Source organism: Neobacillus bataviensis LMG 21833, from assembly GCF_000307875.1.
Classification (GTDB): domain Bacteria; phylum Bacillota; class Bacilli; order Bacillales; family Cytobacillaceae; genus Neobacillus; species Neobacillus bataviensis.
This window is the reverse complement of the sequence record NZ_AJLS01000063.1, coordinates 59,605-82,137: the sequence shown is the minus strand read 5'-3', so window position 1 is coordinate 82,137 and position 22,533 is coordinate 59,605. Positions and strand designations below refer to the sequence as shown.

Annotated in this window: 24 protein-coding genes; 18 read left to right on the top strand and 6 right to left on the bottom strand. The window is 39.5% G+C overall.

What is annotated here, in order from left to right:
- Positions 1-341: 341 nt before the first annotated feature.
- From mecA to pepF, 4 genes are all read left to right on the top strand, one after another.
- Positions 342-1,016 carry an adaptor protein MecA gene (gene mecA / locus BABA_RS12090; RefSeq protein WP_007085476.1) on the top strand — a complete coding sequence of 225 codons (675 nt, stop codon included), beginning with the start codon at positions 342-344 and terminating at the stop codon, positions 1,014-1,016.
- 76 nt (positions 1,017-1,092) lie between these two features.
- Positions 1,093-2,604, top strand: a complete 1,512-nt coding sequence (cls, locus tag BABA_RS12085; protein WP_007085475.1) for a cardiolipin synthase — start codon at positions 1,093-1,095, stop codon at positions 2,602-2,604.
- A 108-nt stretch (positions 2,605-2,712) separates the two neighbouring features.
- On the top strand, positions 2,713-3,912 hold the full coding sequence (locus BABA_RS12080; RefSeq protein ID WP_007085474.1) for a competence protein CoiA: 1,200 nt from the start codon (positions 2,713-2,715) through the stop codon (positions 3,910-3,912).
- 136 nt (positions 3,913-4,048) lie between these two features.
- Positions 4,049-5,869, top strand: a complete 1,821-nt coding sequence (gene pepF, locus BABA_RS12075) for an oligoendopeptidase F (RefSeq protein ID WP_007085473.1) — start codon at positions 4,049-4,051, stop codon at positions 5,867-5,869.
- 500 nt (positions 5,870-6,369) lie between these two features.
- On the opposite strand, the gene BABA_RS12065 is transcribed toward pepF, so the two are convergent.
- The 3 genes from BABA_RS12065 to BABA_RS12055 form a co-directional block, all read right to left on the bottom strand.
- The gene (locus tag BABA_RS12065; RefSeq protein WP_007085471.1) at positions 6,370-7,266 is read right to left on the bottom strand and encodes a ClpXP adapter SpxH family protein; all 897 of its coding nucleotides are present in this window, start codon (positions 7,264-7,266) and stop codon (positions 6,370-6,372) included.
- Complete coding sequence (locus tag BABA_RS12060) at positions 7,250-7,657, bottom strand: globin domain-containing protein (protein WP_007085470.1); 408 nt, start codon at positions 7,655-7,657, stop codon at positions 7,250-7,252. The genes BABA_RS12065 and BABA_RS12060 overlap by 17 nt, the downstream gene beginning before the upstream one ends.
- Before the next feature lie 178 nt (positions 7,658-7,835).
- Entirely contained in the window at positions 7,836-8,432 is a 597-nt protein-coding gene (locus BABA_RS12055) for a CYTH domain-containing protein (protein WP_007085469.1), read from the bottom strand.
- 146 nt (positions 8,433-8,578) lie between these two features.
- On the opposite strand from BABA_RS12055, the gene BABA_RS12050 reads away from it, so the two are divergent.
- The 4 genes from BABA_RS12050 to BABA_RS12035 are packed head-to-tail and all read left to right on the top strand — an operon-like array spanning position 8,579 to position 11,358.
- Positions 8,579-8,938 carry a UPF0738 family protein gene (locus tag BABA_RS12050; protein WP_007085468.1) on the top strand — a complete coding sequence of 120 codons (360 nt, stop codon included), beginning with the start codon at positions 8,579-8,581 and terminating at the stop codon, positions 8,936-8,938.
- A gap of 15 nt (positions 8,939-8,953) precedes the next feature.
- Positions 8,954-9,592, top strand: coding sequence for a GTP diphosphokinase (yjbM, locus tag BABA_RS12045; RefSeq protein ID WP_007085467.1), 639 nt, complete (start codon positions 8,954-8,956; stop codon positions 9,590-9,592).
- Between the two features lie 48 nt (positions 9,593-9,640).
- Positions 9,641-10,435 carry an NAD kinase gene (locus BABA_RS12040; protein ID WP_007085466.1) on the top strand — a complete coding sequence of 265 codons (795 nt, stop codon included), beginning with the start codon at positions 9,641-9,643 and terminating at the stop codon, positions 10,433-10,435.
- Positions 10,436-10,449: 14 nt separating this feature from the next.
- Positions 10,450-11,358 carry an RluA family pseudouridine synthase gene (locus BABA_RS12035; RefSeq protein WP_007085465.1) on the top strand — a complete coding sequence of 303 codons (909 nt, stop codon included), beginning with the start codon at positions 10,450-10,452 and terminating at the stop codon, positions 11,356-11,358.
- A gap of 159 nt (positions 11,359-11,517) precedes the next feature.
- On the opposite strand, the gene prpE is transcribed toward BABA_RS12035, so the two are convergent.
- Positions 11,518-12,258 carry a bis(5'-nucleosyl)-tetraphosphatase PrpE gene (gene prpE / locus BABA_RS12030; protein WP_007085464.1) on the bottom strand — a complete coding sequence of 247 codons (741 nt, stop codon included), beginning with the start codon at positions 12,256-12,258 and terminating at the stop codon, positions 11,518-11,520.
- An 85-nt stretch (positions 12,259-12,343) separates the two neighbouring features.
- Between prpE and BABA_RS12025 the strand changes: the two genes are divergently transcribed.
- The 3 genes from BABA_RS12025 (at position 12,344) to BABA_RS12015 (ending at position 15,712) form a co-directional block, all read left to right on the top strand.
- Complete coding sequence (locus tag BABA_RS12025) at positions 12,344-14,194, top strand: monovalent cation:proton antiporter family protein (protein WP_007085463.1); 1,851 nt, start codon at positions 12,344-12,346, stop codon at positions 14,192-14,194.
- A 104-nt stretch (positions 14,195-14,298) separates the two neighbouring features.
- Positions 14,299-15,069 carry an enoyl-ACP reductase FabI gene (fabI, locus tag BABA_RS12020; protein WP_007085462.1) on the top strand — a complete coding sequence of 257 codons (771 nt, stop codon included), beginning with the start codon at positions 14,299-14,301 and terminating at the stop codon, positions 15,067-15,069.
- A gap of 139 nt (positions 15,070-15,208) precedes the next feature.
- Complete coding sequence (locus BABA_RS12015) at positions 15,209-15,712, top strand: CotO family spore coat protein (protein WP_007085461.1); 504 nt, start codon at positions 15,209-15,211, stop codon at positions 15,710-15,712.
- Between the two features lie 60 nt (positions 15,713-15,772).
- On the opposite strand, the gene BABA_RS12010 is transcribed toward BABA_RS12015, so the two are convergent.
- Positions 15,773-16,285, bottom strand: coding sequence for a CotY/CotZ family spore coat protein (locus tag BABA_RS12010; protein ID WP_007085460.1), 513 nt, complete (start codon positions 16,283-16,285; stop codon positions 15,773-15,775).
- A 140-nt stretch (positions 16,286-16,425) separates the two neighbouring features.
- On the opposite strand from BABA_RS12010, the gene BABA_RS12005 reads away from it, so the two are divergent.
- From BABA_RS12005 to spoVIF, 7 genes are all read left to right on the top strand, one after another.
- Positions 16,426-16,776, top strand: a complete 351-nt coding sequence (locus BABA_RS12005) for a DUF1360 domain-containing protein (protein ID WP_007085459.1) — start codon at positions 16,426-16,428, stop codon at positions 16,774-16,776.
- Positions 16,777-17,106: 330 nt separating this feature from the next.
- Positions 17,107-17,574: a YhcN/YlaJ family sporulation lipoprotein gene (locus tag BABA_RS12000; RefSeq protein ID WP_007085458.1), complete on the top strand. Its 468-nt coding sequence runs from the start codon at positions 17,107-17,109 to the stop codon at positions 17,572-17,574.
- Between the two features lie 16 nt (positions 17,575-17,590).
- The gene (spoVAC, locus tag BABA_RS11995; protein ID WP_007085457.1) at positions 17,591-18,073 is read left to right on the top strand and encodes a stage V sporulation protein AC; all 483 of its coding nucleotides are present in this window, start codon (positions 17,591-17,593) and stop codon (positions 18,071-18,073) included.
- Complete coding sequence (gene spoVAD / locus BABA_RS11990; protein ID WP_007085456.1) at positions 18,074-19,099, top strand: stage V sporulation protein AD; 1,026 nt, start codon at positions 18,074-18,076, stop codon at positions 19,097-19,099. It begins immediately after the preceding gene.
- A 5-nt stretch (positions 19,100-19,104) separates the two neighbouring features.
- Complete coding sequence (spoVAE, locus tag BABA_RS11985) at positions 19,105-19,461, top strand: stage V sporulation protein AE (protein ID WP_007085455.1); 357 nt, start codon at positions 19,105-19,107, stop codon at positions 19,459-19,461.
- 105 nt (positions 19,462-19,566) lie between these two features.
- Positions 19,567-19,692 carry a YjcZ family sporulation protein gene (locus tag BABA_RS26520; protein ID WP_040346111.1) on the top strand — a complete coding sequence of 42 codons (126 nt, stop codon included), beginning with the start codon at positions 19,567-19,569 and terminating at the stop codon, positions 19,690-19,692.
- 131 nt (positions 19,693-19,823) lie between these two features.
- On the top strand, positions 19,824-20,078 hold the full coding sequence (spoVIF, locus tag BABA_RS11975; protein ID WP_007085454.1) for a sporulation-specific transcription regulator SpoVIF: 255 nt from the start codon (positions 19,824-19,826) through the stop codon (positions 20,076-20,078).
- A 27-nt stretch (positions 20,079-20,105) separates the two neighbouring features.
- On the opposite strand, the gene BABA_RS11970 is transcribed toward spoVIF, so the two are convergent.
- On the bottom strand, positions 20,106-22,409 hold the full coding sequence (locus tag BABA_RS11970; RefSeq protein ID WP_007085453.1) for an ATP-dependent helicase: 2,304 nt from the start codon (positions 22,407-22,409) through the stop codon (positions 20,106-20,108).
- Positions 22,410-22,533 lie beyond the last annotated feature (124 nt).

The window sequence follows — 22,533 nt, the reverse complement described above, 5'->3', positions numbered from 1 at the left end:
ATAAGTCAACATCGAATCGCCTCCGGCTCTTCGTGTTCCTTTATCTCAGTTGGAGCGCTCCAGGCCATACGCCGCTGACCAGGGCGCATCCGCTTTTCTTAATTGCAGAAAGTTTGTAGATTGGGATTCATTTTGCTACAATATATAGAATATCTTAATAATAGCCAATAGGCATTATAATGGTTTTTTAGATTTTTGCGTTTTTTATTTCCCTTATTAGTACTTTTGTCATAAAATGAAAGTACAAGATTATTTGCTTTTTTAGAGGTAATTTTTCATTGAATGATCTGCTTGGGGGTATTTAGTCCCTTCAATATGGAAAATGGAAGGGAGAGGTTATGATGGAGATTGAACGCATTAATGAGAATACTGTGAAATTCTACATTTCCTACGGTGATATTGAAGAAAGAGGTTTTGATCGCGAGGAAATTTGGTACAATCGGGAACGCAGTGAAGAACTCTTTTGGGAAATGATGGATGAGGTTCATGGTGAAGAGGATTTCGTTGCCGAAGGTCCACTTTGGATACAAGTTCAAGCCCTAGATAAGGGTTTAGAGGTTCTTGTTACCAAAGCACAACTTTCAAAAGATGGTCAAAAGTTTGAGCTCCCTATTCCAACTGATAAATTAAAAGACATTCCTGTAGATGGTAAAATTGAAGAGCTCTTAGATCAGCATTTTAATCCAGATCATCCCGATGATGATGACGACCTGTTGCTTGAGGAAGAAACCTTGGAATTCCTGCTGGCTTTTAAAGATTTCGAAGATGTCATCAGTTTATCGAATCGAGCAGGGTTAGATGATTTAGTGACAAAACTTTATCACTTTGAAGGAAGATATTATTTATATATAGAATTTCCGGAAGATTTATTTGAAGAAGATGAAATTGATGATCTACTAAGTGTCCTACTTGAATATGGGTATGAAACACAACTAACGATTCACCGCGTACATGAATATGGAAAAGAAATTATTTCTAATGATGTTTTTGATGAGTTGCGAAAATATTTTAGCTAATAAGAATACCGATTTCATATTTGAAATCGGTATTTTAATATTATTCCTACTATGAAAAATTTGGCAGGTGAGTCCTTTGAAAAACACGGTAAGGGTGATCATATTTTTAGCGGTAATAACCGGGCTCCTGTTTTTCTTTAGGGATCGATTGGAAAGTGGTATATTTGGATTCTTAAGCGTGATGATTTCAATGTCAGTTATTTTTATCGGATTTGTTATTTTCCTTGAAAATCGACATCCAACACAAACAATCACATGGTTAGTGGTGTTAGGAAGCTTTCCCCTAATTGGTTTTATCTTTTATCTATTATTTGGACGGAGTTATCGGAAAGAAAAAATGTATAGAAAGAAATATTTTCTAGACAAACAAGCCTTTTTAACCGTTGAAGGTGATGATGATCCCAGAAGTGAGGAAAAGCTTCGTTTAATGGGAGAACATCAAGGGAGATTATTTAATTTGGCTCAAAAATTGGGTAACAGCCCAATTTCGTTTGATACCGCTACAGAGGTTTTAACTAATGGTGAAGAAACCTTTCGTCGTATTATTGAACAATTAAAAAGGGCTAGGCATCATATTCACCTTGAATATTATATTGTTCGTCATGACCATATTGGGCAGGAAATCAAAGACCTTCTAATTGAAAAAGCGCAACAGGGAGTGAAGATTCGGTTTTTGTTTGATGCAGTTGGTTCATGGAAGTTATCGAAGACCTATATTAATGATCTTAGAAATGCCGGAATAGAAACGGTTTCATTTGGCCCCGTAAAGCTGCCGTTTTTAAATAATAAGTTTAATTTCCGAAATCATCGCAAGATCATTGTGATAGATGGAACGATTGGCTTTGTTGGCGGATTAAATATTGGCGATGAATATTTAGGAAGGAATAAGGATATAGGCTATTGGCGTGATACACATTTAATGCTTAAAGGGGAAGCTGTTCGTACCCTCCAGCTCATCTTTTTGCAGGATTGGTATTATATGACAAACCACAGTTTTTTAACAGCAGAATACTTATCACCACAAATTGATCATAAAAGTCATGGCGGCGTTCAACTGATTGCGGGCGGACCTGATAATGAATGGAGCGTCATAAAAAATATTTTTTTCTCGATGATTGCTTCTGCGAAAAAATCAGTTTGGATTGCTTCTCCCTATTTTATTCCGGATGAAGATATTTTTTCAGCCATTAAAGTTGCCGCACTTAGTGGGGTTGATGTGAGGCTGCTTGTACCGAATCGGCCTGATAAACGAATTGTCTTTCATGCGTCCAGGTCTTATTTCCCCGAGCTTCTTGAAGCAGGGGTAAAAGTTTATGAATATGAACGGGGCTTTATGCATAGTAAAATTGTGATTGTTGATGATGAACTTGCCTCGATTGGGACATCCAATATGGATATGCGTAGTTTTCACTTGAATTTTGAGGTAAATGCGTTCTTGTTTCGGACAAAGAGTACACAAAAGCTTGTAGAAGAATATATAAATGATCTCGAATATGCGAAAGAGTTAGAATTAAAGACGTTTCAAAAACGGCATATTGGCTTTAGATTACTAGAATCAACAGCGCGGTTGCTGTCACCATTGTTATAAGATGGAGAAAGAAAATCTCGTCGAATTTCGACGGGATTTTCTTTTTTTACGAGAAGGGATATGGTGAAATTTGGCGAATTAGTTAAGTAAAAAAGGAGGGGAACTTCATTGCTAACAGCAAGTACAAAAACTGGAAAAAAGCTTTGTCTTGGGTATGATTATAAAAAGGAAACTCTATTAGCTATAAGAGGTAAAGAAGAATTCGTTTGCCCGATATGTGGTGAAAGTGTGGTACTAAAATTAGGTGACCAGCGGATTTTTCACTTTGCACATAAACAGGGAAGCAGTTGCCGTGATATTTATAAAAATGAATCTTATGAACATTTAGAAGGGAAACGGCAGCTTTTTCAATGGCTTATCAGACAAAAAGTTCCTGCGGCATTAGAGTACTATGATCGAGAAATTCAGCAGCGCCCAGACATTTTATTCAAGCATAAGGGAAAGAAATATGCGCTAGAGTATCAATGCTCATCATTACCGGAAAAGGTTTTTTCGAAAAGGACGAAAACCTATATTGAAAATGATTATATCCCATTATGGATTATCGCTAGCAACCACATACACCCCATAAGGAAAGACACACTCTCACTATCCAATTTTCATTATTTATTTTTACGAAGCTCATCAACGGGAATTCTTTATATCCCAGCTTATTGCCCCGAAAAACATCTTTTTCAATTAATAGAATCGATTACACCCTTCTCGATAAAAAATGCATTCGTTAACCAATCCTATTTTCCACTTGATAAAATTGAATTAGATGTCGTGCTAGAACCTGCAAATAAAATGCAGTTTACTCTTCCTAGCTGGAACGCAGAAAATGAAAGATTTATTCTAAATTGGGCGCTCCACCCACAATCGGAGCAAAAAAAGTTCCTCCGTGAAATTTATAGCCGTGGACTAAATCTTTTCTTATTACCTCCCGAAATTGGTCTCCCTGTAGCACACTCAATGCTTATTCAAACTCCACCAATTATTTGGCAGACGTATGTATATCTTGATGTTTTAGCCAACAAAAACCCCAACGATGGTCTAACTATTCAGGAGATTACCAGCCATTTTAATAAAAGAATTCGTAGAAATGATATAAAATTAAGGCATTTGCCGCAGGTAAGTGATGTCAGTCCAATCCTTGCTTTAGTTGAATATTTACAAACCTTGGAGTCCCTGGGGAATTTGACTCGAAAGGGAAAAATGGCTTTTCAAGTGCAACGGAAACTAATTATCCCGAAGTCGAATAGGGAAAGGGAGGAAGCAAAACAGCTTTTTTTTCAAAAAAATAGCATGCTACTCTCAAAGAATAAATGAAAATAAACAAATGGGCATAATATAGTGAAGTGGTACTGTATTTCACATCTTTTAAAAGGAAATAGCACGTAAAAAGAGAATATAGTTATGTAGGGAATTCTTTTCACATATTGAAAATTTGAATGGAGGTTAGATCATGGCAAATGAAACTGCTGTTAAATCGCTCCCAGCGAGAAGTGACATCGCTGTGGAAGACACATGGAAATTAGAAGATATTTTTGCAAACGATCAGGAATGGGAAAAAGAGTTTCAAGAGGTAAAGAATCATATTTCTGGGATAAAGGAATTTGAAGGGAAATTGGGAGAGAATGCGGAAACACTTTATAAAGCTCTTCAATTCCAAGATCAATTGTTAGAGCGGATTGGCAAGCTTTATACATACTCACACATGCGTTATGACCAAGACACCACAAACTCCTTTTACCAGGGGTTAGATGACAGAATGAAAAATCTTTACTCACAGGCGGCGAGTCAGCTGGCGTTTATTGTCCCGGAAATTCTTTCAATTGATGAAAGCAAGGTGATGAGTTTCCTGAATGAGAAACAAGAGCTAAAGCTTTATGAACATGCGATTGAAGAAATTAATCAGCAAAGACCACATGTGCTTAGTGCTGAGCAAGAAGCCTTATTAGCGGAAGCAAGCGAAGTGATGGATGCATCCAGCAACACATTTGGTATGTTGAACAACGCTGACATCAAGTTTCCAACGATTAAGGATGAGAATGGGGAAGAGGTAGAAGTTACCCATGGACGCTACAGCCGTTTCTTGGAAAGCAGTGACCAGCGTGTTCGCCACGATGCGTTTAAGGCCGTTTATAAAGCGTATGGTGATTTTAAAAATACCTTCTCAAGTACGTTAAGCGGTAATGTAAAAAAAGACAACTTCAATGCAAGAGTAAGAAAATATGATTCTGCAAGACATGCGGCACTTTCAGCCAACAATATTCCTGAAAGTGTCTATGATAACCTGGTAAATACTGTTACTGATAATCTTCATTTATTGCATCGCTATGTAAAGCTCCGCAAAAAGATCTTAGGTTTAGAAGAGCTTCACATGTATGACCTGTATACACCGTTAGTAAAAGATGTAAAAATGGAAATTAAGTATGAAGAGGCACAGGATTTAGTGATAAAAGGATTGGCCCCGTTAGGTGAGGAATATTCGAAGATTCTAAAAGAAGGCTTTGAGAATCGCTGGGTCGATGTCCATGAGAATAAAGGCAAGCGCAGCGGTGCTTACTCTTCCGGAGCATATGGCACACATCCGTATATCCTGATGAATTGGCAGGATAACGTAAACAATTTATTCACCTTGGCACATGAATTTGGCCATTCCGTCCATAGCTACTATACGCGGAAATCACAGCCATATCCGTACGGAAACTACTCAATCTTCGTTGCTGAGGTAGCTTCTACATGTAATGAAGCATTGTTAAATGATTATTTGTTAAAAACGATTGATGATGAGCAGAAGCGAATTTACCTGCTTAATCATTATTTAGAGGGCTTTAGAGGCACCGTCTTCCGTCAAACAATGTTTGCGGAATTTGAGCATTTGATTCATCAAAAGGCACAAAATAATGAAGCACTAACAGCTGACGCTTTAACCGAAGCCTATTATGCATTGAACAAGAAATATTTCGGGGAAGAGGATATTATCATTGATGAGGAAATTGGCTTAGAATGGGCAAGAATTCCGCATTTCTATTATAATTATTATGTGTACCAGTACGCCACAGGCTTCAGTGCCGCGACTGCATTAAGCAAGCAGATATTGGATGAAGGAGAGCCAGCGGTTAAACGCTATATTGAACAGTTCCTTAGTGCCGGAAGCTCTGATTACCCGATTGAAGTACTCAAAAAAGCAGGAGTCGACATGACGAGCGCTGATCCAATTAAGAATGCATGTAAGGTGTTCGAAGAAAAATTAAACGAATTAGAGCAATTGCTTTCATAAGGGATTTTAAAAGGGATGGTGCCGAAATAAGCAGCCATCCCTTTTAAAACCCTCTAAATCGTTTACGATTATTAAGATATAGCAGGAAGATTAAAATGGAAATAAACAAAATGGGTGTACTGAGCAATAACGGGAAAATCTTTAGTAAAGCAAGTATGTGGAGGAAAAAAGCAAACAATATAAAAAGAATGATTAGGAAAAAGGGAATTTTACCCACAGTGAATTCCACCTTTACAAGGATATTCACTACTAAGTCTATTGTCCATCTAATGATTATATGACTTTTTGACAATTATGTGAAATAAAGCACATACTTATTGTCAGCCCTTTAAAGCGCATGGTATATTTAATGCGTGAAGTTGATCACTACAAACATATACCCCTTTGTTTGACCGTGAAAAATTTCTCCCATCCCCTTTGTTCGTATTAATAGAGAATGCCTTGCAGTTCGGAAAAACTGCAAGGCGTTTTTATTTTCCAACCATAGAAAAAATGCCGGATCATGATGGATCGACATTAGATTCTTCAATATATCTCCAAAATGTTCCGTACTTTGCGGGAATTTGCTCCACTACTTGTTTTAGAAGCAGCTTTTTCATTTCCCGTTCAATTTGTGAAACTGACATATTATAGACAACGGCAATTTCCTTTGAAGCAACAAATTTAAAAAACTTCATAAAAGACTCTAACGGTGGAGGAGGAGATTGGACTGGCTTTTCCGATAACATTTCTTCTAATATTTGGACATACACTTCATACGGATAGGAACCGGTAATTTTGATGCCTTCATCCTCGATATTTTCATTAAAAAAGACAAGGGTAGGAATTTCATTCACATCCATTTCGGAAGTGATTTTCAAATCACATTGAAAGGCTTTCGCAGCGCTGTCGGAATGAATATCTGCCATGAATTCCTCAACATCTAAACCTGAACTGTCCGCACAACCCTTTAACACCTCAAGATTAGAAGTATTCTTTTTTTCTAAAAATAACATTTCTTGAATTCTGCGAAGAAAACGCAGACCAGCGCGTCTCCCCTGTAATTCAGCAGCTTTTAAGGCAATGGAGACAGTATAGGGATTGTCCACAGGATTTTCTAACCATAGGCTCCCATCGCATGACATACCCGTTCTGCTTGCCGTCTTTTCCCAAGATTGAGCGATATTTTCATAGTTCTTTTTTTTACTCAAATTTAAATCGGCCAAACGCCCGCTTAATACATGCTTAATTGAAAAATACCTTCCATACTCAATATGCAGTTTCTTCAGGATTGGCTCTAATGCCCAGCATTCGGGACATAATGGATCGATAAACATATAAATTTCAATAGGTTTTTTATCACTGCCGCTGCAACGGTTCTTCGAGCCCGGCAATTTAGCATTACTCACAATTTTCACCTTGTATCTCGCCTTCATCTGGCGTGTTAATCATATGCTGCGCTGTCAGTGTAAGCCGATAGTAAAATTCATCCCTAAGGGAGCCTTGTAAGTTAATCTGATCCATTGCCTGTTTCATACAGGCTAACCATGCTGTAGCCCGAGTTGGTGTAACCGGAAATGGCAAATGACGTGCACGCATCATTGGATGACCATGCTCCTCTGTATAAAGCGGCGGCCCGCCTAAATATTGTGTCATGAATTGCTTTTGTTTTCGTGCGATTTCAGTAAATTGATTTGGGAATATTGGAGCTAGATCAGGATGTTGTGCAACAAGGCCATAAAATGCGTCGACAAGTCTGTTTAATGTATCTTCACCTATGGCCTCAAAAGGTGTAAGCTTTTTTTCCATCAAGTTGACAACTCCTTTAAGTCTTTTGTACTCATATTTTATCAATGCCTATTTCATATCTCAAATGAATTGCCTTGAAAAGGGTAATTTTCAGCCTATACACGTTATTAATGTTTACAATGGGTTGTTTTCTTAGTATTAACTGGAGAAATTTATCAGATGGTAAAAAATACTTTGCTTAACAATGGCTTGAGTCAGACTGAGAATATTTTTGCTGATAAAAGCGGCGAATTTTATTATCCGTTTTCCGTTCGGGAATCATAAATTGAGCTAGGAGCTCTTTAAAGACTTTCAGCCCTTCTGAATAGTTTTCAACTTCGTATTCTAGTTCATAATCTTCTTTCGTTAGATAGGAACTATGGTCGAGAACAAGTAATCCATTTTTGTATTCAACTTCTGCTCTATTTGTAGTCAGCAACCCAAAATACTGGATCTTTGAAAAAGAGATTTTCTGATCTTCGATTAACTGTTGAATTTCTCCACTAGGCAGCTTCCCAAGTTTGATGGAGTTGCAGGCTTGGTTTTCACTTATTTTTTGATTAGTTTCAAGTAGGCCTACTGCAGCAGGCTGCTTTAAAGTCATCTCGAAAGCATCAGCTTTTTTTCGGATTCTTAAAGCAGCACCAGTGCTTTTTAAAGCAAAATCTACTGTATCAAAGTAGTGGTTTTCCTGGGAGAAAATCTGACTTTTATCAATATTGAAGGCCTTCAGTAACCTTTCATATTCAATGTGTGTCAGCATATTTTTAAATTCAATTTCAATATTTTGTGACATCCCTTTGTCATCCTTTCGCGGGCGGTGTTAGTTAATCATACCTATGAATGTGGTTACCTGTCTACTTGAAGGATTTCAACCGCAATCCTTGGGAGAAATGGGTGAAATATGCTAAAATGGGATGGTGAAAGATGGAGGGAAAAAGGATGCAGAAAAGAATAACAATCTTAAAAGCAAACAATAAAGAAAGCAAACTTTTATTAGAAAGTAATGAACCGATAAACGGATTAGTTCCGGGTGAGCAGATTCTCGTAGATTCTGACCATTATTCATTTATTTACTTAATGGAGAACCAAGAAGATTATACATATGTAGTTCTGCCGGAAGTTTTCTGGCCTAGCCTCAAGGCAGCAAATGAGCAGGAGTTCCCTGTATGCCTTTCATTTGAGGGAGAACAGATTGAACTAACCAATTTTCATGATGAATTAGAATATGTAATAAGCAATATTAAAGGTAATAGTAACTATGGAAACGAAATGGTTACTAAAGTAGAGGAGATTTTCTAAACTTGAGGTGGAATTATGAAGCATTGGGATCAATTTTTAGCCCCATATAAACAAGCTGTTTCAGAGCTGAAAATAAAATTAAAGGGGATGAGGGGACAATTTGAACTAGACTCCTCTCATTCACCAATTGAATTTGTGACAGGCCGTGTGAAACCAATCGCAAGTATTCTCGATAAAGCCAATCAAAAGGGGATTCCGCTCGAGAGTTTGGAAGAAGAAATGCAGGATATTGCAGGGATGCGAATTATGTGTCAGTTTGTCGATGATATTCATACGGTTGTCAATCTCTTAAGAAACCGCAATGATTTGGAAATCGTGGAAGAACGAGATTATATATCCCATAAAAAGACGAGCGGGTACCGTTCATACCATGTGGTGATTCAATACCCTGTTCAAACCATCCACGGAGAAAAGAAAATTCTTGCCGAGATTCAAATCAGGACGCTCGCCATGAATTTTTGGGCAACCATTGAACATTCACTAAACTATAAGTATAAAGGGGCATTTCCATCAGATATTCGGATGAGACTGCAACGAGCATCGGAAGCCGCCTTTCGGCTTGATGAAGAAATGTCATTAATCCGCGGGGAAATCCAGGAGGCCCAAGCTTTTTTTACAAGAAAAAAAGAGTTGAAGCAAGAGGAAAAACACTAGTGGCAAGACCATGGTTTGAAGACCATTCTGTATAAGGAGTATAAGATTATGAAATTTGCGATTACATCAAAAGGAGATCAAAAATCAAATATTTTGATGCACAAAATGAGGACGTATTTACTTGATTTTGATCTTATATATGACGAGGATCAACCCGATATAGTTGTTTCTATTGGCGGTGACGGCACATTACTCTACGCTTTTCACCGCTATAGCAGCCGCTTGAGTAAAACGGCATTTGTCGGAATCCATACAGGACACCTTGGTTTTTATGCTGACTGGATTCCGGATGAAATTGAAAAGCTAGTGATTGCGATTGCGAAAACTCCTTACCAGGTCGTCGAATACCCATTGCTTGAAGTGATTATCCGTTACTCCCATGGCGGCAAGGAATCGAGGTATTTGGCTCTTAACGAGTCGACGGTTAAAAGTGTTGAGGGGACTCTTGTCATGGATGTAGAAATTCGCGGACAGCATTTTGAACGGTTCCGTGGTGATGGTCTCTGCGTTTCTACACCTTCAGGCAGTACTGCTTATAATAAGGCGCTTGGCGGGGCGATTATCCATCCATCGATTTCGGCCCTCCAAGTCGCGGAAATGGCTTCAATTAATAATAAGGTGTTTAGAACAGTGGGCTCACCGCTGATTCTGCCGGCACATCATAACTGCATGCTGAAACCTGTTAACCGCTCTGATTTCCAGGTGACAGTTGATCATCTGACATTGCTCCATAAAGATGTCAAATCGATTCAATTTAGGGTGCCAGAGGAAAAAATCCGCTTTGCCCGCTTCCGTCCATTTCCTTTCTGGAAAAGAGTTCATGATTCGTTTATTTCTGATTAAGCGCAGGTACATTTATGATGACTTCTCGATTTACATTGAATTGGGTAATTGAAAACGAACAAGCCGGCTTGTTAATAAAGGAATTTTTAAAAAATGAGGAGATCTCCCGTACAGCCCTAACGGATATCAAGTTTAAGGGCGGAAGTATCCAGGTAAATAAAGAAGAAGTAAATGTCCGTTACAAGCTAAGGGCTGGCGATGTACTGACGGTGATTTTTCCTGCGGAACTTCCTAGCGTTGGGGTTCAGGGTGAGGATATTCCGTTAACGATTCTGTTTGAAGACGAGTATCTACTTGTGGTTTGCAAACCCGCCGGTATGAATACGATTCCCTCAAGGGAACACCCTTCGAGCAGTCTTGCCCATGCACTTGTCGGCTATTATCAGCACATCGGGCTTGAGGCAACGTCTCACATCGTTACCCGGCTTGACCGTGATACTTCGGGGATTGTTTTAATAGCTAAGCATCGTCACGTGCATCATTTGTTTAGCAAAATGCAGCAGAGCGGGCAGGTAAAAAGAACATATGAGGCTTTTGCAGCTGGTTCGCTTGCTGAAGAAAGTGGTACAATTGTAGAACCGATTGGGCGTAAAGAGGACAGTATCATTGAAAGAGAAGTCCGTGATGACGGGCAATACGCCTGTACACATTATCGGATAATCAGGGGATATCGAACATTTACACATTTGGAGCTGCAGCTTGAAACGGGTCGAACCCATCAAATTAGGGTGCATATGTCCTATCTAGGTCATCCATTGCTTGGGGATGATTTATATGGAGGAGACCTAACGATCATGAATCGGCAGGCTCTTCATTGCCGAAAAATCAAATTTAAACATCCATTCCTTGGTGAGGAAATGACCTTTGAAGCACAGATGCCGCAGGATATGTGTGATATTTTAGAGGCTGATCCGCTTTCATAAAGATCGCCTCTATTTTTGTTGAATATGCGCCTTAAATGTTGAATATACCCTTAAAATTGTTGAATAGCTTCTGAATTTTGTTGAATTAGGCTTATTATTTGTAGAATACCTCGATAAATTGATAGAATATCCTTAAATATTTGTGAAAAGAAAGCTATTTCAATCAAAGTCTTTAAATTTTTCTTCGACATATGGCATTGTTGAAGGAACGGAGAAAAGTTCCATTTCTGGGTACCTTAATGCGGTAAGCTTTCCGCCAAATACGGCGCCGGTATCAATGTTGTATGTATGGTTGAGTATTCGGGGTTCCTTTACCGGAGTATGCCCGTAAACAATACAGGCATCTCCGTGATAGGTTTTCGCCCAATCTCGTCTGACGGGTGAACCGTCAGGATGTTTTTCACCAGTGATATCGCCGTAAAGCACAAATTCTTTGACCTTTGCATGTTTCTTACCAATCAAGTCTTCCTTAATTCCTGCATGTGCAATAATGAGCTTATGATTGTCTAGTACTACATATAATGGTGCCTTTTCATAAAGCTCGATAAATTTTTTACGAATGGATTCCCTTTCATTTTTATATAATGATTCATACTCTGCGACAGTTGTTTCGAGACCGTGGCTAATCTGGACTTTGTTCCCGAGAAAGAAGCGGTATAGCTTATTGCAATGATTTCCTGGCGCGTAGTATGCCTGATTACGCTGGATTACCAGCTCCCAAACAAGCTCAATCACTTTTAAGGATGCGGCCCCCCTGTCAGATAAGTCACCAACAAAACCAAGCACCCTATTTTCTTGATGGCTGGGAATTCCGTTTTCCCATCTGTAGCCAAGCTTTATGGTTAGTTCTTTTAATTCACTAAAACAACCATGAATATCACCAATTATATCTATTTTCATGAAATGCACCCTCCTATTCATTACTTTTTGTTATAAAGCTAGTTTTTATAATCAGAATCTCTATTTATGAGAGGTGAAACCAAAAATGGAACAACATGTTTCCGTCATTTCCTTACTCGTTGTTGTCACCATGGCATTTATAACCCCAATTATCCTTCACCGGTTTAAATTAAATTTTATCCCGGTGGTCGTTGCCGAAATCATTATGGGACTTATTATCGGAAAAAGCGGCTTTGATATCGTTCATCAGGACGTGTGGCTCTCGACCCTGTCATCGCTTGGCTTTATCTTCCTCATGTTTTTGAGTGGTCTCGAAATTGACTTTACGGCATTCACGGGGAGCAAGAAGCGCGAAATTCTTCCAAATGGAAAAAAAGAACCTAATACCTTTGTTGTTGCCACCATCATCTTTACCGGGATCTTTATTTTTTCCCTTGGACTTTCCTATTTGTTTGTCATCGCCGGTTTTATCGATAATGCCTTTTTAATGACACTTATCATTTCCACGATCTCATTAGGAGTGGTTGTGCCGACCTTAAAGGAGGCTCACCTAATGAAGACTGTCATCGGTCAAATCATTTTACTGATTGCCGTTATTGCTGATTTAGTCACGATGATTTTGCTTGCTATTTTTGTGTCGTTATATGAAGCAGGGCACGGAAATACATGGTTACTGTTAATTTTGTTTGCTGCCGGGATCGCCCTTTATTTTGTAGGTAAAAGATTTAAGAATCGCACCTTTATTGAGACGTTGTCAACCGGGACTGTCCAAATCGGCACAAGAGCCGTTTTCACACTAATTATTGTCTTAGTGGGTCTATCTGAATCAGTCGGCGCAGAAAATATTCTTGGAGCCTTTCTAGCGGGCGTGCTGGTCTCCTTATTATCCCCAAACCAGGAGCTCGTACATAAGCTGGATTCCTTTGGCTATGGGTTTTTAATTCCAATTTTTTTCGTAATGGTTGGGGTGAATCTTGATGTATGGTCGCTATTCAGTGAAAAGAAGCTTTTGCTGTTAATCCCGCTCTTACTGATCGGGCTATTATTATCAAAGCTTGTGCCAGTTTATCTTCTTAAAATTTGGTATGATGTAAAAACAGTTATTTCTTCAGGTTTTTTACTCACTTCAACGCTGTCACTGGTTATTGCAGCAGCAACGATTGGAGAGAGAATTGGGGTAATTACGGAACATATGAAGGGAACATTAATCTTGGTTGCGGTCATCACATCGATTTTTACCCCGATTGTGTTTAAAAAGCTGTTCCCTAAAGAAGCAGTTGTAGGAAAAAAGGTCAGTATCGCTTTCTTGGGAGCCAATCAAGTCACCTTGCCAGTATCGCGGGAGTTAAAAACAAGTCTTTATGATCCGATTCTTTATCATCCAAAGATGGAAAAGTCGGAAAAACAGATTGCTAATTCGCTATTTGATATTGTGGAAATCCCGGATTATTCACTCGATTCCATTGCCAAAACAAATGTTTACCAATCAGAGATTGTGGTCATTTCAACGGGTGATGAAAAATTAAACGCGGCTCTTTCCATCGCTGCAAAAGAAAATCATGTTCCAAGGGTGATTGCCCGGATTGAAAGTCCTGATTTGGAGCAAAGCTTGCGCGAGCATCAGATTGAAATGTATTCTGCGTTTAAGTCATCGCAAACGCTGCTTAGGGCGTTAATTGAGTCGCCAACCTTAATTAACATTCTTACGAACATGGAGGAAGGGCTTTTTGAAATTGTGATGAAGAATCCTCATTTCGAGGAAATGTCATTACGAAAATTCCCCTTTACGGGCGATATCATTATTGTACGGATTTTTAGGGGCAAGGATTCAATCGTACCACATGGGGATACAGAATTGCAGATGCATGACCGCTTAATTGTAACTGGCTCGAAGGAATATGTAGATGAGTTGAAAAGAGAATTAGAATTTTGCTAACACGTTTTTATTAAAAAATCACATGCTTTTCATTTGTAGGAAGTTAGTGTAAAATTAGTACCAAGTACTAATATCTTGTAATTATCGTAGGAGGACTTTTAAAGATGAATCTTTCTTTAGCTGGAAAAACATATGTTGTAATGGGTGTGGCAAATAAACGAAGTATTGCATGGGGAATTGCTCGTTCACTGCATAATGCAGGAGCAAGATTAATTTTTACGTATGCGGGTGAAAGAATCGAGAGCAGTGTTCGTGATTTAGCCAATTCATTAGAAGCCGAAGGAACACTTGTCCTTCCATGTGACGTAACAAGTGATGAAGCCATTGCCACTTGTTTTGTCGAAATAAAAGAGGCAGTTGGAACAATTCATGGGCTGGCACACTGCATTGCCTTTGCCAAAACAGAGGAGCTAAAAGGCGAATTTGTCAACACATCTAGGGATGGATTCCTGCTAGCGCAAAATATCAGCGCATTTTCTCTAACTGCTGTTGCAAAAGAAGCAAAAGCCTTAATGACTGAAGGCGGCAGTATTGTGACCTTAACTTATTTAGGCGGCGAGCGTGCTATTCCAAATTATAATGTAATGGGTGTAGCAAAAGCATCTTTAGATGCCAGTGTCCGCTATTTAGCTGCTGACCTTGGGAAATATGGAATTCGTGTGAATTCTATTTCTGCAGGGCCGATTCGCACCTTGTCTGCCAAAGCAATCGGAGAATTTAACACTATTTTAAATGAGATTGAAGAAAAAGCTCCTTTACGGAGAACTACTTCACCAGAAGAAGTTGGTGACACGGCTGTATTCCTTTTCAGTGACCTTTCTCGCGGTATTACCGGCGAAAACATTCACGTTGATTCCGGATACCATATTCTATAATAAAAAGAACCCAAGTCCGCTTAAAATAAGCGGGCTTTTGTTATGTATTCTTTTAACGAAGCGAAAATCCTTATGAACGGGTATAGGCATTTCGCATACATATAATGTGTAGGAATTACGTCAATAGGAGGTGCCATGCATGTCGAAAATGAAGAGCAGGGGTCCGCTTTTATATGTCCATCAGTCATTTTCAAGGACTCCAACAAACCATAACATGCAGGAAGTATATACAAACAGGCAGGAGCAGGAAGCACCAGAGGAAGCAGTGCCGACAGGAATTGAAAGCCAAAAGAAGATTTCTCTAGCAAAAAAAGAGCTTTTTCAAGAGAAAATACCGATTGAAATAGCAAAATCAGAAACTCCAAAACCCGCACATCAACAACGAACATCACGGGCTTCGTTAAAAAGGGTAAAACCTTTTAAAGAAATGGAATTAACCGAGCGCTTAGATTATCTAATCAACTTTCCAAAAGTACTCCCTCCCGTCCCGTGCAACTTTTATACAGTTGAAGGAAATTATCAAGGATACCTATCAGAATACGATCAGCACCAGGTAACCATAAAATTTCATGATCAAACGTCGAAAACCATCCCACTCGAGGAAGTAAAGGATGTCTTAATGATTGGGATTAAAAAAGTGTAAATATGAGAAGTAAAGAAGCCAGCCGAATTACCGACTGGCTCATTTCAATAGTTATCTTTCTTAGTCACATAATCCTAGATTTACGTCAGCAATACATTGAACTGCACAGAAGCAGCGTAAGTCTACCGTAATGCAATCTCTGCTAGCGCGGAATCTGTCAACCTGGCAAACCTTTGTGAGGTCAACACAGCATTTGTCGCTGCTTGAAACAAGGTTTACTGGAGCAAAGTGTCCGCTGTTATCGCGGTGTCCAGGCACTAACACGCGAAGTGTAGCACAGCAATTATCAAATACCTCTTCTACTCGGAAGTAGATGGATACACAAGCATTGCCCTCGTGAGTTAAGAATGCATGAAAAGGTGACCCATCTGCAGTACTTAAAACAAATACCCGTGTATCAACAGGCTCTCTTCTGGCCGGTGACACCATTGATCCTAGAGGCTCTGTAAAACAACTGGAACACTCTGCACATTCTTCTTCTACTGCATTATCTTGGATATCTTTAATGGCACGAACTACTTCACACACACAGTTACCAGTGTGAAAATCGTTATTATTATTTCCACAACCCATTTATTTTTCCTCCTTATTCCGTGATATATCTTACATTACTAACATATTTCACAGACCGCTTTTGGGTTACGGACAATTGCCTTGTTTGGCAAAATTAGGCGGATGTTTGGTTAATTTTATAAAGAAAGGATCAATTTGGGATGAAAATAACCTTTTTAACCTTCGTTATTTTATCACTATCGAGCTTTAGGCTAACAAGATTACTTGTTTTCGATAAAATCACCGAGTTTATTCGCGAACCTTTTTTCGATGAAGTAGAGGAAGAGAATGAGGTTGGGGAAATTGACGTTTATTATCTGCCTAAAAAAACGGGATTTAAGAAATTTATGGGTGAACTCCTCAGCTGTTACTGGTGTACAGGAATATGGGCGGCAGCCCTCATAGTAACGTTTTATTATATATCCCCAGTCGTTTCTACACCAATCATACTTATATTAGCGGTTGCCGGTTTGGCTTCAATCGTAGAAGTATTCGTACAATATTTTATCTAAAAATTAATTCTTTCGCTGAGACAAGACATTTATTCGTTTCATATTCTAACTAGTAGGAAATGAATTTGAGGGGAGAGTGGAAAGATGAACAACAAAAAGCAGAATAAGCAAACAAAAACGATCCAATCGTCAAACACAAAGAGAAAAAAAGGCTGCGGGTGCGGTAAAAAAACATCCAAGTAAGGGAAGAACTGCTGGTAATCCGGCAGTTTTTTTAATGAATTAGCGATGAATCACAAAAGTTTGCTATCCAGTCATAATTTCCGCCAATGTCGAAAAAACTACATAGTAATGTATCTTTTAAAAAAATCGAACAAGGAAAGGGATAAAATGGTCACTAGATATGGATTGATTTTGCTCACTTGTTTATTTGTATTAGGAGCCTGTAACGGTAAGCAACAAGAAAAGGATAGTCAACTAGCATTAATGAAGACAACGAATCCCACCCCTCTTATGACGGATAAAACAAAGAATAGCGACAAGGTGAAGGAGATTAAAGAGGTTGTAAGTACTTTTCCGGAACTTTACGATATCGCTGTTGTGAAGGGGAAAAAGGATACTCTTGTTGCTTATAAAGTGAAGCATTTACACCGATTTAAAATGAAAAAGATCGAAAAGAGAGTAACCAAAAGGTTGAATGAAAAATTTCCTAAAGAGGAATTTACAGTATCAAGCGACTATAAAATTTTTCTTGAAACCTTAAGGCTGGATGAGAAGATGCATTCCAAAAAGTTTTCAAGGCATGAAGCCGAAAAACGCTTTAAGGAAATCGTCAAAATGACTGAAGACATAAAGTAAGGAAGGGAGAATGAAGATGGCGAACAAGCAGCAGCAACAAAACATGACCCCTCAGCAGCGGAACTATCAACAGCTGCAGCAAAAGCATGAGTTAAAGAGACCGGTTCTGAAGAATTGCATCAAGGCATTTTTGGTTGGCGGTCTCATTTGCACGATTGGCCAAGCAGTCAGTTACTTTTACATATATTTTTTTAATTTTACAGAGCAGAGTGTTGGAAATCCGACGGTGGCAACGATGGTCTTTTTCTCGATGCTATTAACTGGATGGGGCGTTTACGACCGAATCGGGCAATTTGCAGGTGCAGGAAGTGCCGTGCCTGTAACCGGTTTTGGAAATGCTGTAATCTCGGCTGCGATTGAACACCGGACAGAAGGGTTTGTTTTGGGCGTGGGTGGGAATATGTTTAAACTGGCAGGTTCGGTGATCCTCTTCGGTGTATTCTCTGCGTTTGTAGTTGCTTTGATTAAAACACTACTCATCATTTGGGGGGTGCTGTAATTGCTAAGAGGGCATCAATCATGGGTATTCGCAAACCGGCCAATGATCACAGCAACAGGCGTCACTGGCGGGCCGTTTGAGGCAAATGGCAAATTAGCAAATGATTTTGATTTACTTTATGAAGACTTATGGATGGGAAAAGAGTCTTACGAGAAGGCCCATCGTTTATTGCTTGAAGAGGCGATAAAAATAGCATTACAAAAGGGAAATATTCAAAAAGAGCAGGTGCAATTTCTATTTGCCGGGGACTTAATCAATCAAATAACGCCAACGAGCTTCGCGGCAAGAACGATGCAGATTCCCTATTTTGGCCTTTTCGGTGCTTGCTCCACATCTATGGAGGGTTTGGCACTCTCATCCTTTGTTGTTAATTACCAAGGAGCAAAATACGTTCTGACAGGTGCCTCCAGCCATAATGCTGCGGTAGAAAAGCAGTTCCGTTATCCGACTGAATATGGCGGCCAAAAGCCGCCAACGGCGCAATGGACGATTACAGGGGCTGGTGTGGCCCTCGTCCAGCCAAATGAACTCGGTAAACAGCACCCGGTGACAACCTCGGCAACCATCGGAAAGGTTATTGATATGGGATTATCAGACCCGTTTAATATGGGCGGTGCGATGGCGCCGGCAGCAGCCGATACGATAATGGCTCATTTCCGCGACATGCAATTGGATCCATCCCATTATGATTTAATCGTTACAGGCGATTTAGGGAGAGTCGGTCATGATACGGCATTTGAATTACTCAACAAAAGCGGCTTAAATTTGCAAAGAAAACAATTTCAGGATTGTGGCTTATTAATGTATAAAGATGATCAGCCGGTTCAGTCCGGTGGAAGCGGTGCGGGGTGCTCGGCGACTGTTTTATATGGACATCTTCTTAATCAGTTGAAAAAGGGTACATATAAACGAATATTAGTTGTAGCGACGGGGGCATTATTATCGCCCCTCAGTTTTCAGCAAAATGAATCCATTCCATGTATTGCCCATGCGGTTTCGATTGAGATGAATGAAGAAAAGGGGTGAGGTAAATGCTCGCAATGTTCTTTTGGGCATTTGTGATTGGCGGATTAATTTGTGTCATTGGACAGCTTTTATTTGATGTTGCAAAACTAACACCGGGTCATACCTTAAGCTTGCTTGTTGTCATTGGAGCGGTGTTGGATGGATTCGGGTTATATGAACCATTAGTGGATTTTGCCGGAGCTGGGGCGAGTATTCCCATCACCAGCTTTGGAAATGCTTTAGTCCATGGAGCGATGCAGGATGCACAGGCACATGGAATTATTGGTGTATTAACAGGGATGTTCCAAGTAACAAGCTCAGGGATCTCTGCTGCCATCATATTTGGATTTATTGGGGCACTTATTTTTAAACCAAAAGGGTAAAAGTACATTTTTTTTCATCCATTTGGAATAGGTTGTCATGCCTATACACTTTATTAAATCATTTCATATCTTATTAATGAGATTAGTAAAGTGAGGTGACAGTCTATGTGCTTTGGTGGATATGGCGGCTACGGCTACGGCGGTGGGTACGGCTACGGCGGAGGTTCAACTTTTGTTTTAATCGTCGTATTGTTTATCCTTTTAATCATTGTTGGTGCAAGCTTCTATTAATAAATACTAAGCTTGCTTGGATGGGAAGGGTTGGCCAGAAAAAGTGGCCAGCCCTTTCTTTCCCCTTTATTCACAATTTTCTTCTTCCTTCATACAATAAAGTAGTTTATGAAGGAGTGTGAGTTTTGAACATGGATAATGGTTTCTTTAAAAACATAGAAAAGAAAACGGGCGTTAATATGAAAGATATCTTTGATTTGGCAAACTCCTTACAAAATGCTAATTTTAAAGATGAAAAAACGGTTCGTGGTGTGATTCGCAGAGTGTCTCAAATTGCCAATAAACCGGTCAGTAAAGAAATGGAAGACCAAATTGTAAGATCCATCATTAACGATGGGAAGCAGCTTGATTTTAATACGATTGCAAACATGATGAATAAAAAGTAACAAAATGAAGAAGACCAATCCTAATTTTTAGGAATTGGCCTTCTTCTTTTTGTTAATGGGTGCTAAAAATCTAGAGCAGGTTGCTTTTTTTCCTCTTCTGCTACTTGGTGCGGAGATATAAAGCTGCTCTTTGGCACGGGTCATCGCTACATAAAATAAGCGTCTTTCTTCTTCGAGAGCCGTAAAATCGCCATTTCGATAAGCATCCAAAGCAAAATCATGCGGCAGGCTTCCGTCTACAGCGCCAACCATATAAACGGTGTGGTATTCAAGTCCTTTTGCCCTGTGGATGGTGCTGAGGCTGATTGCATCTGTAAAATGCTTGCTTAAATTCTTAATTTCCTTGTTCATAGCAGACATATGCTCTGCGTGTACTAATAACGCCTCGATAGAAGTAAAGCTCTTCGCTGCGACTTTAAGATCCTTAAGATCATCAGAGCCTTTTTCAAGCTTACTCGACTCGTTTCCTCGTTTCTTCAGAAAATCAAGAAACCCAATGTCCTTTTCAATCTTTTCAATGGCTGAAATGGGGGATAAATGTTTTAGACCACGGATTATCACAACGGCCTTTTTTAACTTTTTCTCCTGAAAGGCGTGCGCTGTTTTCAAGTGTGAAAGTGCCTCGAGAAAACTGCAGTCTTTGAGGATGCTTTCCGCTTTAATATCCTTAAGAACCGTTTGTTTTAGAAATAATAATGGTAAAATATCCGCTAGCGCCTGAGGGTCATCCTCGTTTAAGCTAGCCCTTAAAAAGGAAAGGGCACTCCGAACAATATAGCGATCATAAAACGCTTCTGCGTCTTGGTCAATTTTAAATGGCAGGTTCGAGCCCGCTAATCGTTCAAATACTGCACGAGAGGCGGCATTTGTTCGATAAAGAATCGCAAAATCACCTGGGTTAGCGCCCTTCGCAATCTGCTCCTGTATGTCAGTTACAATCATCGTCGCCTCTTCCTCTTCATCATGAGGGAAAAATAACAGCGGCAATACTTCAGAAGAAAATTGTGCCTTCATTTTCTTTATTCTTCTTACCTTATTCGCAGCAATCATTTGATTGGCGGCTGCGACAATTTCATGGGAAGAACGGTAATTTTGGTCTAAGGTAACCATTTTGGCATATGGAAAGTCTCTTTCAAACTCAAGCAAATAGGTTGGATCACTTCCCCTGAAGGAGTAAATTGCCTGATCGTCATCACCGACAGCACAAACATTTCGATGTTTTCCTGAAAGCAGTTTAATGAGTTCATACTGAACCTTGTTTATATCCTGAAATTCATCGATTAAAAAGTAGTGAAAGCGATTCTGGTATTGTTCAAGTAAGGCAGGTGTGGTGCTCAAAAGCTGAAAACAGCCGACAAGCATATCGTCAAAATCAAACAGTCCTTCAAGTTGTTTATATTCCTCATATTTTCGATAAAGAAACTTGGCTTTTTCTTCCCATTCGGTTGCGGGCTTCACTTCATTTGGAAACAGAAGTGAGTTTTTCCAGAAACCAATTTGTTGCATCACTAAATCATAGGCAAATTCTTTTTCGGATAAGTTAAGCTCTTTACCGGCTGCCTTTAGAATTTTATCCCGCTGCCATTCCTTTTTCAGCAGTTTGTCAGACGACCAATTTCCTCCATCATGGAACATAAGGATACGATAGAAAATACTGTGAAATGTGCCGGTTACAATCCGATTGATTTTCTCTCTTTTCATATTCGGATACGACAGCAAACGGTTCTTCATTTCAGTGGCGGCCTTTGATGTAAAGGTGACAAGCATGATAGAACCAGGATCAACATCTTTCTCATTAAGCATATAGGCTGTCCGTGCCGTAAGCACCCGTGTCTTGCCGCTCCCAGCACCTGCCAGGACTAATAACGAGCCCTCCGTTTCCATGACAGCTGCCGCCTGACTTTGATCAAGGATAGTTCCATTTTCAGCAAGCTGCTGTAAATAGGGTGGATATTCTTGATGAATTTCTCCAAATGCTTGTTTAAACGGGACAGTGTATTCAATGTGTTTTGCGGGTTTGAAGAGTTCTAAATCTATTGGGGTCGCTGTAATGGTTCTGCCTTGCGGGATCTTAAATCCGTTTCTCTCGATGTAGTGTTGTTCTTCTTCCACGTTGACGGCGGGAGTAATTGGTTCCGAACACTGTTTTTCTGGCGAGTGAACATGAAAAAAATGTGGGTTGTTCTGAATCCCAAGAAACAAGCGCACCTTCTCATTACAGACAGAGCATCTGAGCTCATCATTTTTTCCGGCAAGATATATTTTTTGAAATTGATCACGCGCTAGTTTCGCCAGATCAATAGTTTGTTTTTGATAGATAGCTGTTTTCATAATTAAACCTCTATTTCTTTAAGTAAGACAGTTTCTATCATAACAAAACAGACTGGGAACGGAAAGTGTTTGCGAGATTTTCCAGAAATAGAAAAAACACTTGCCTAAGATTGGCAAGTGTAAA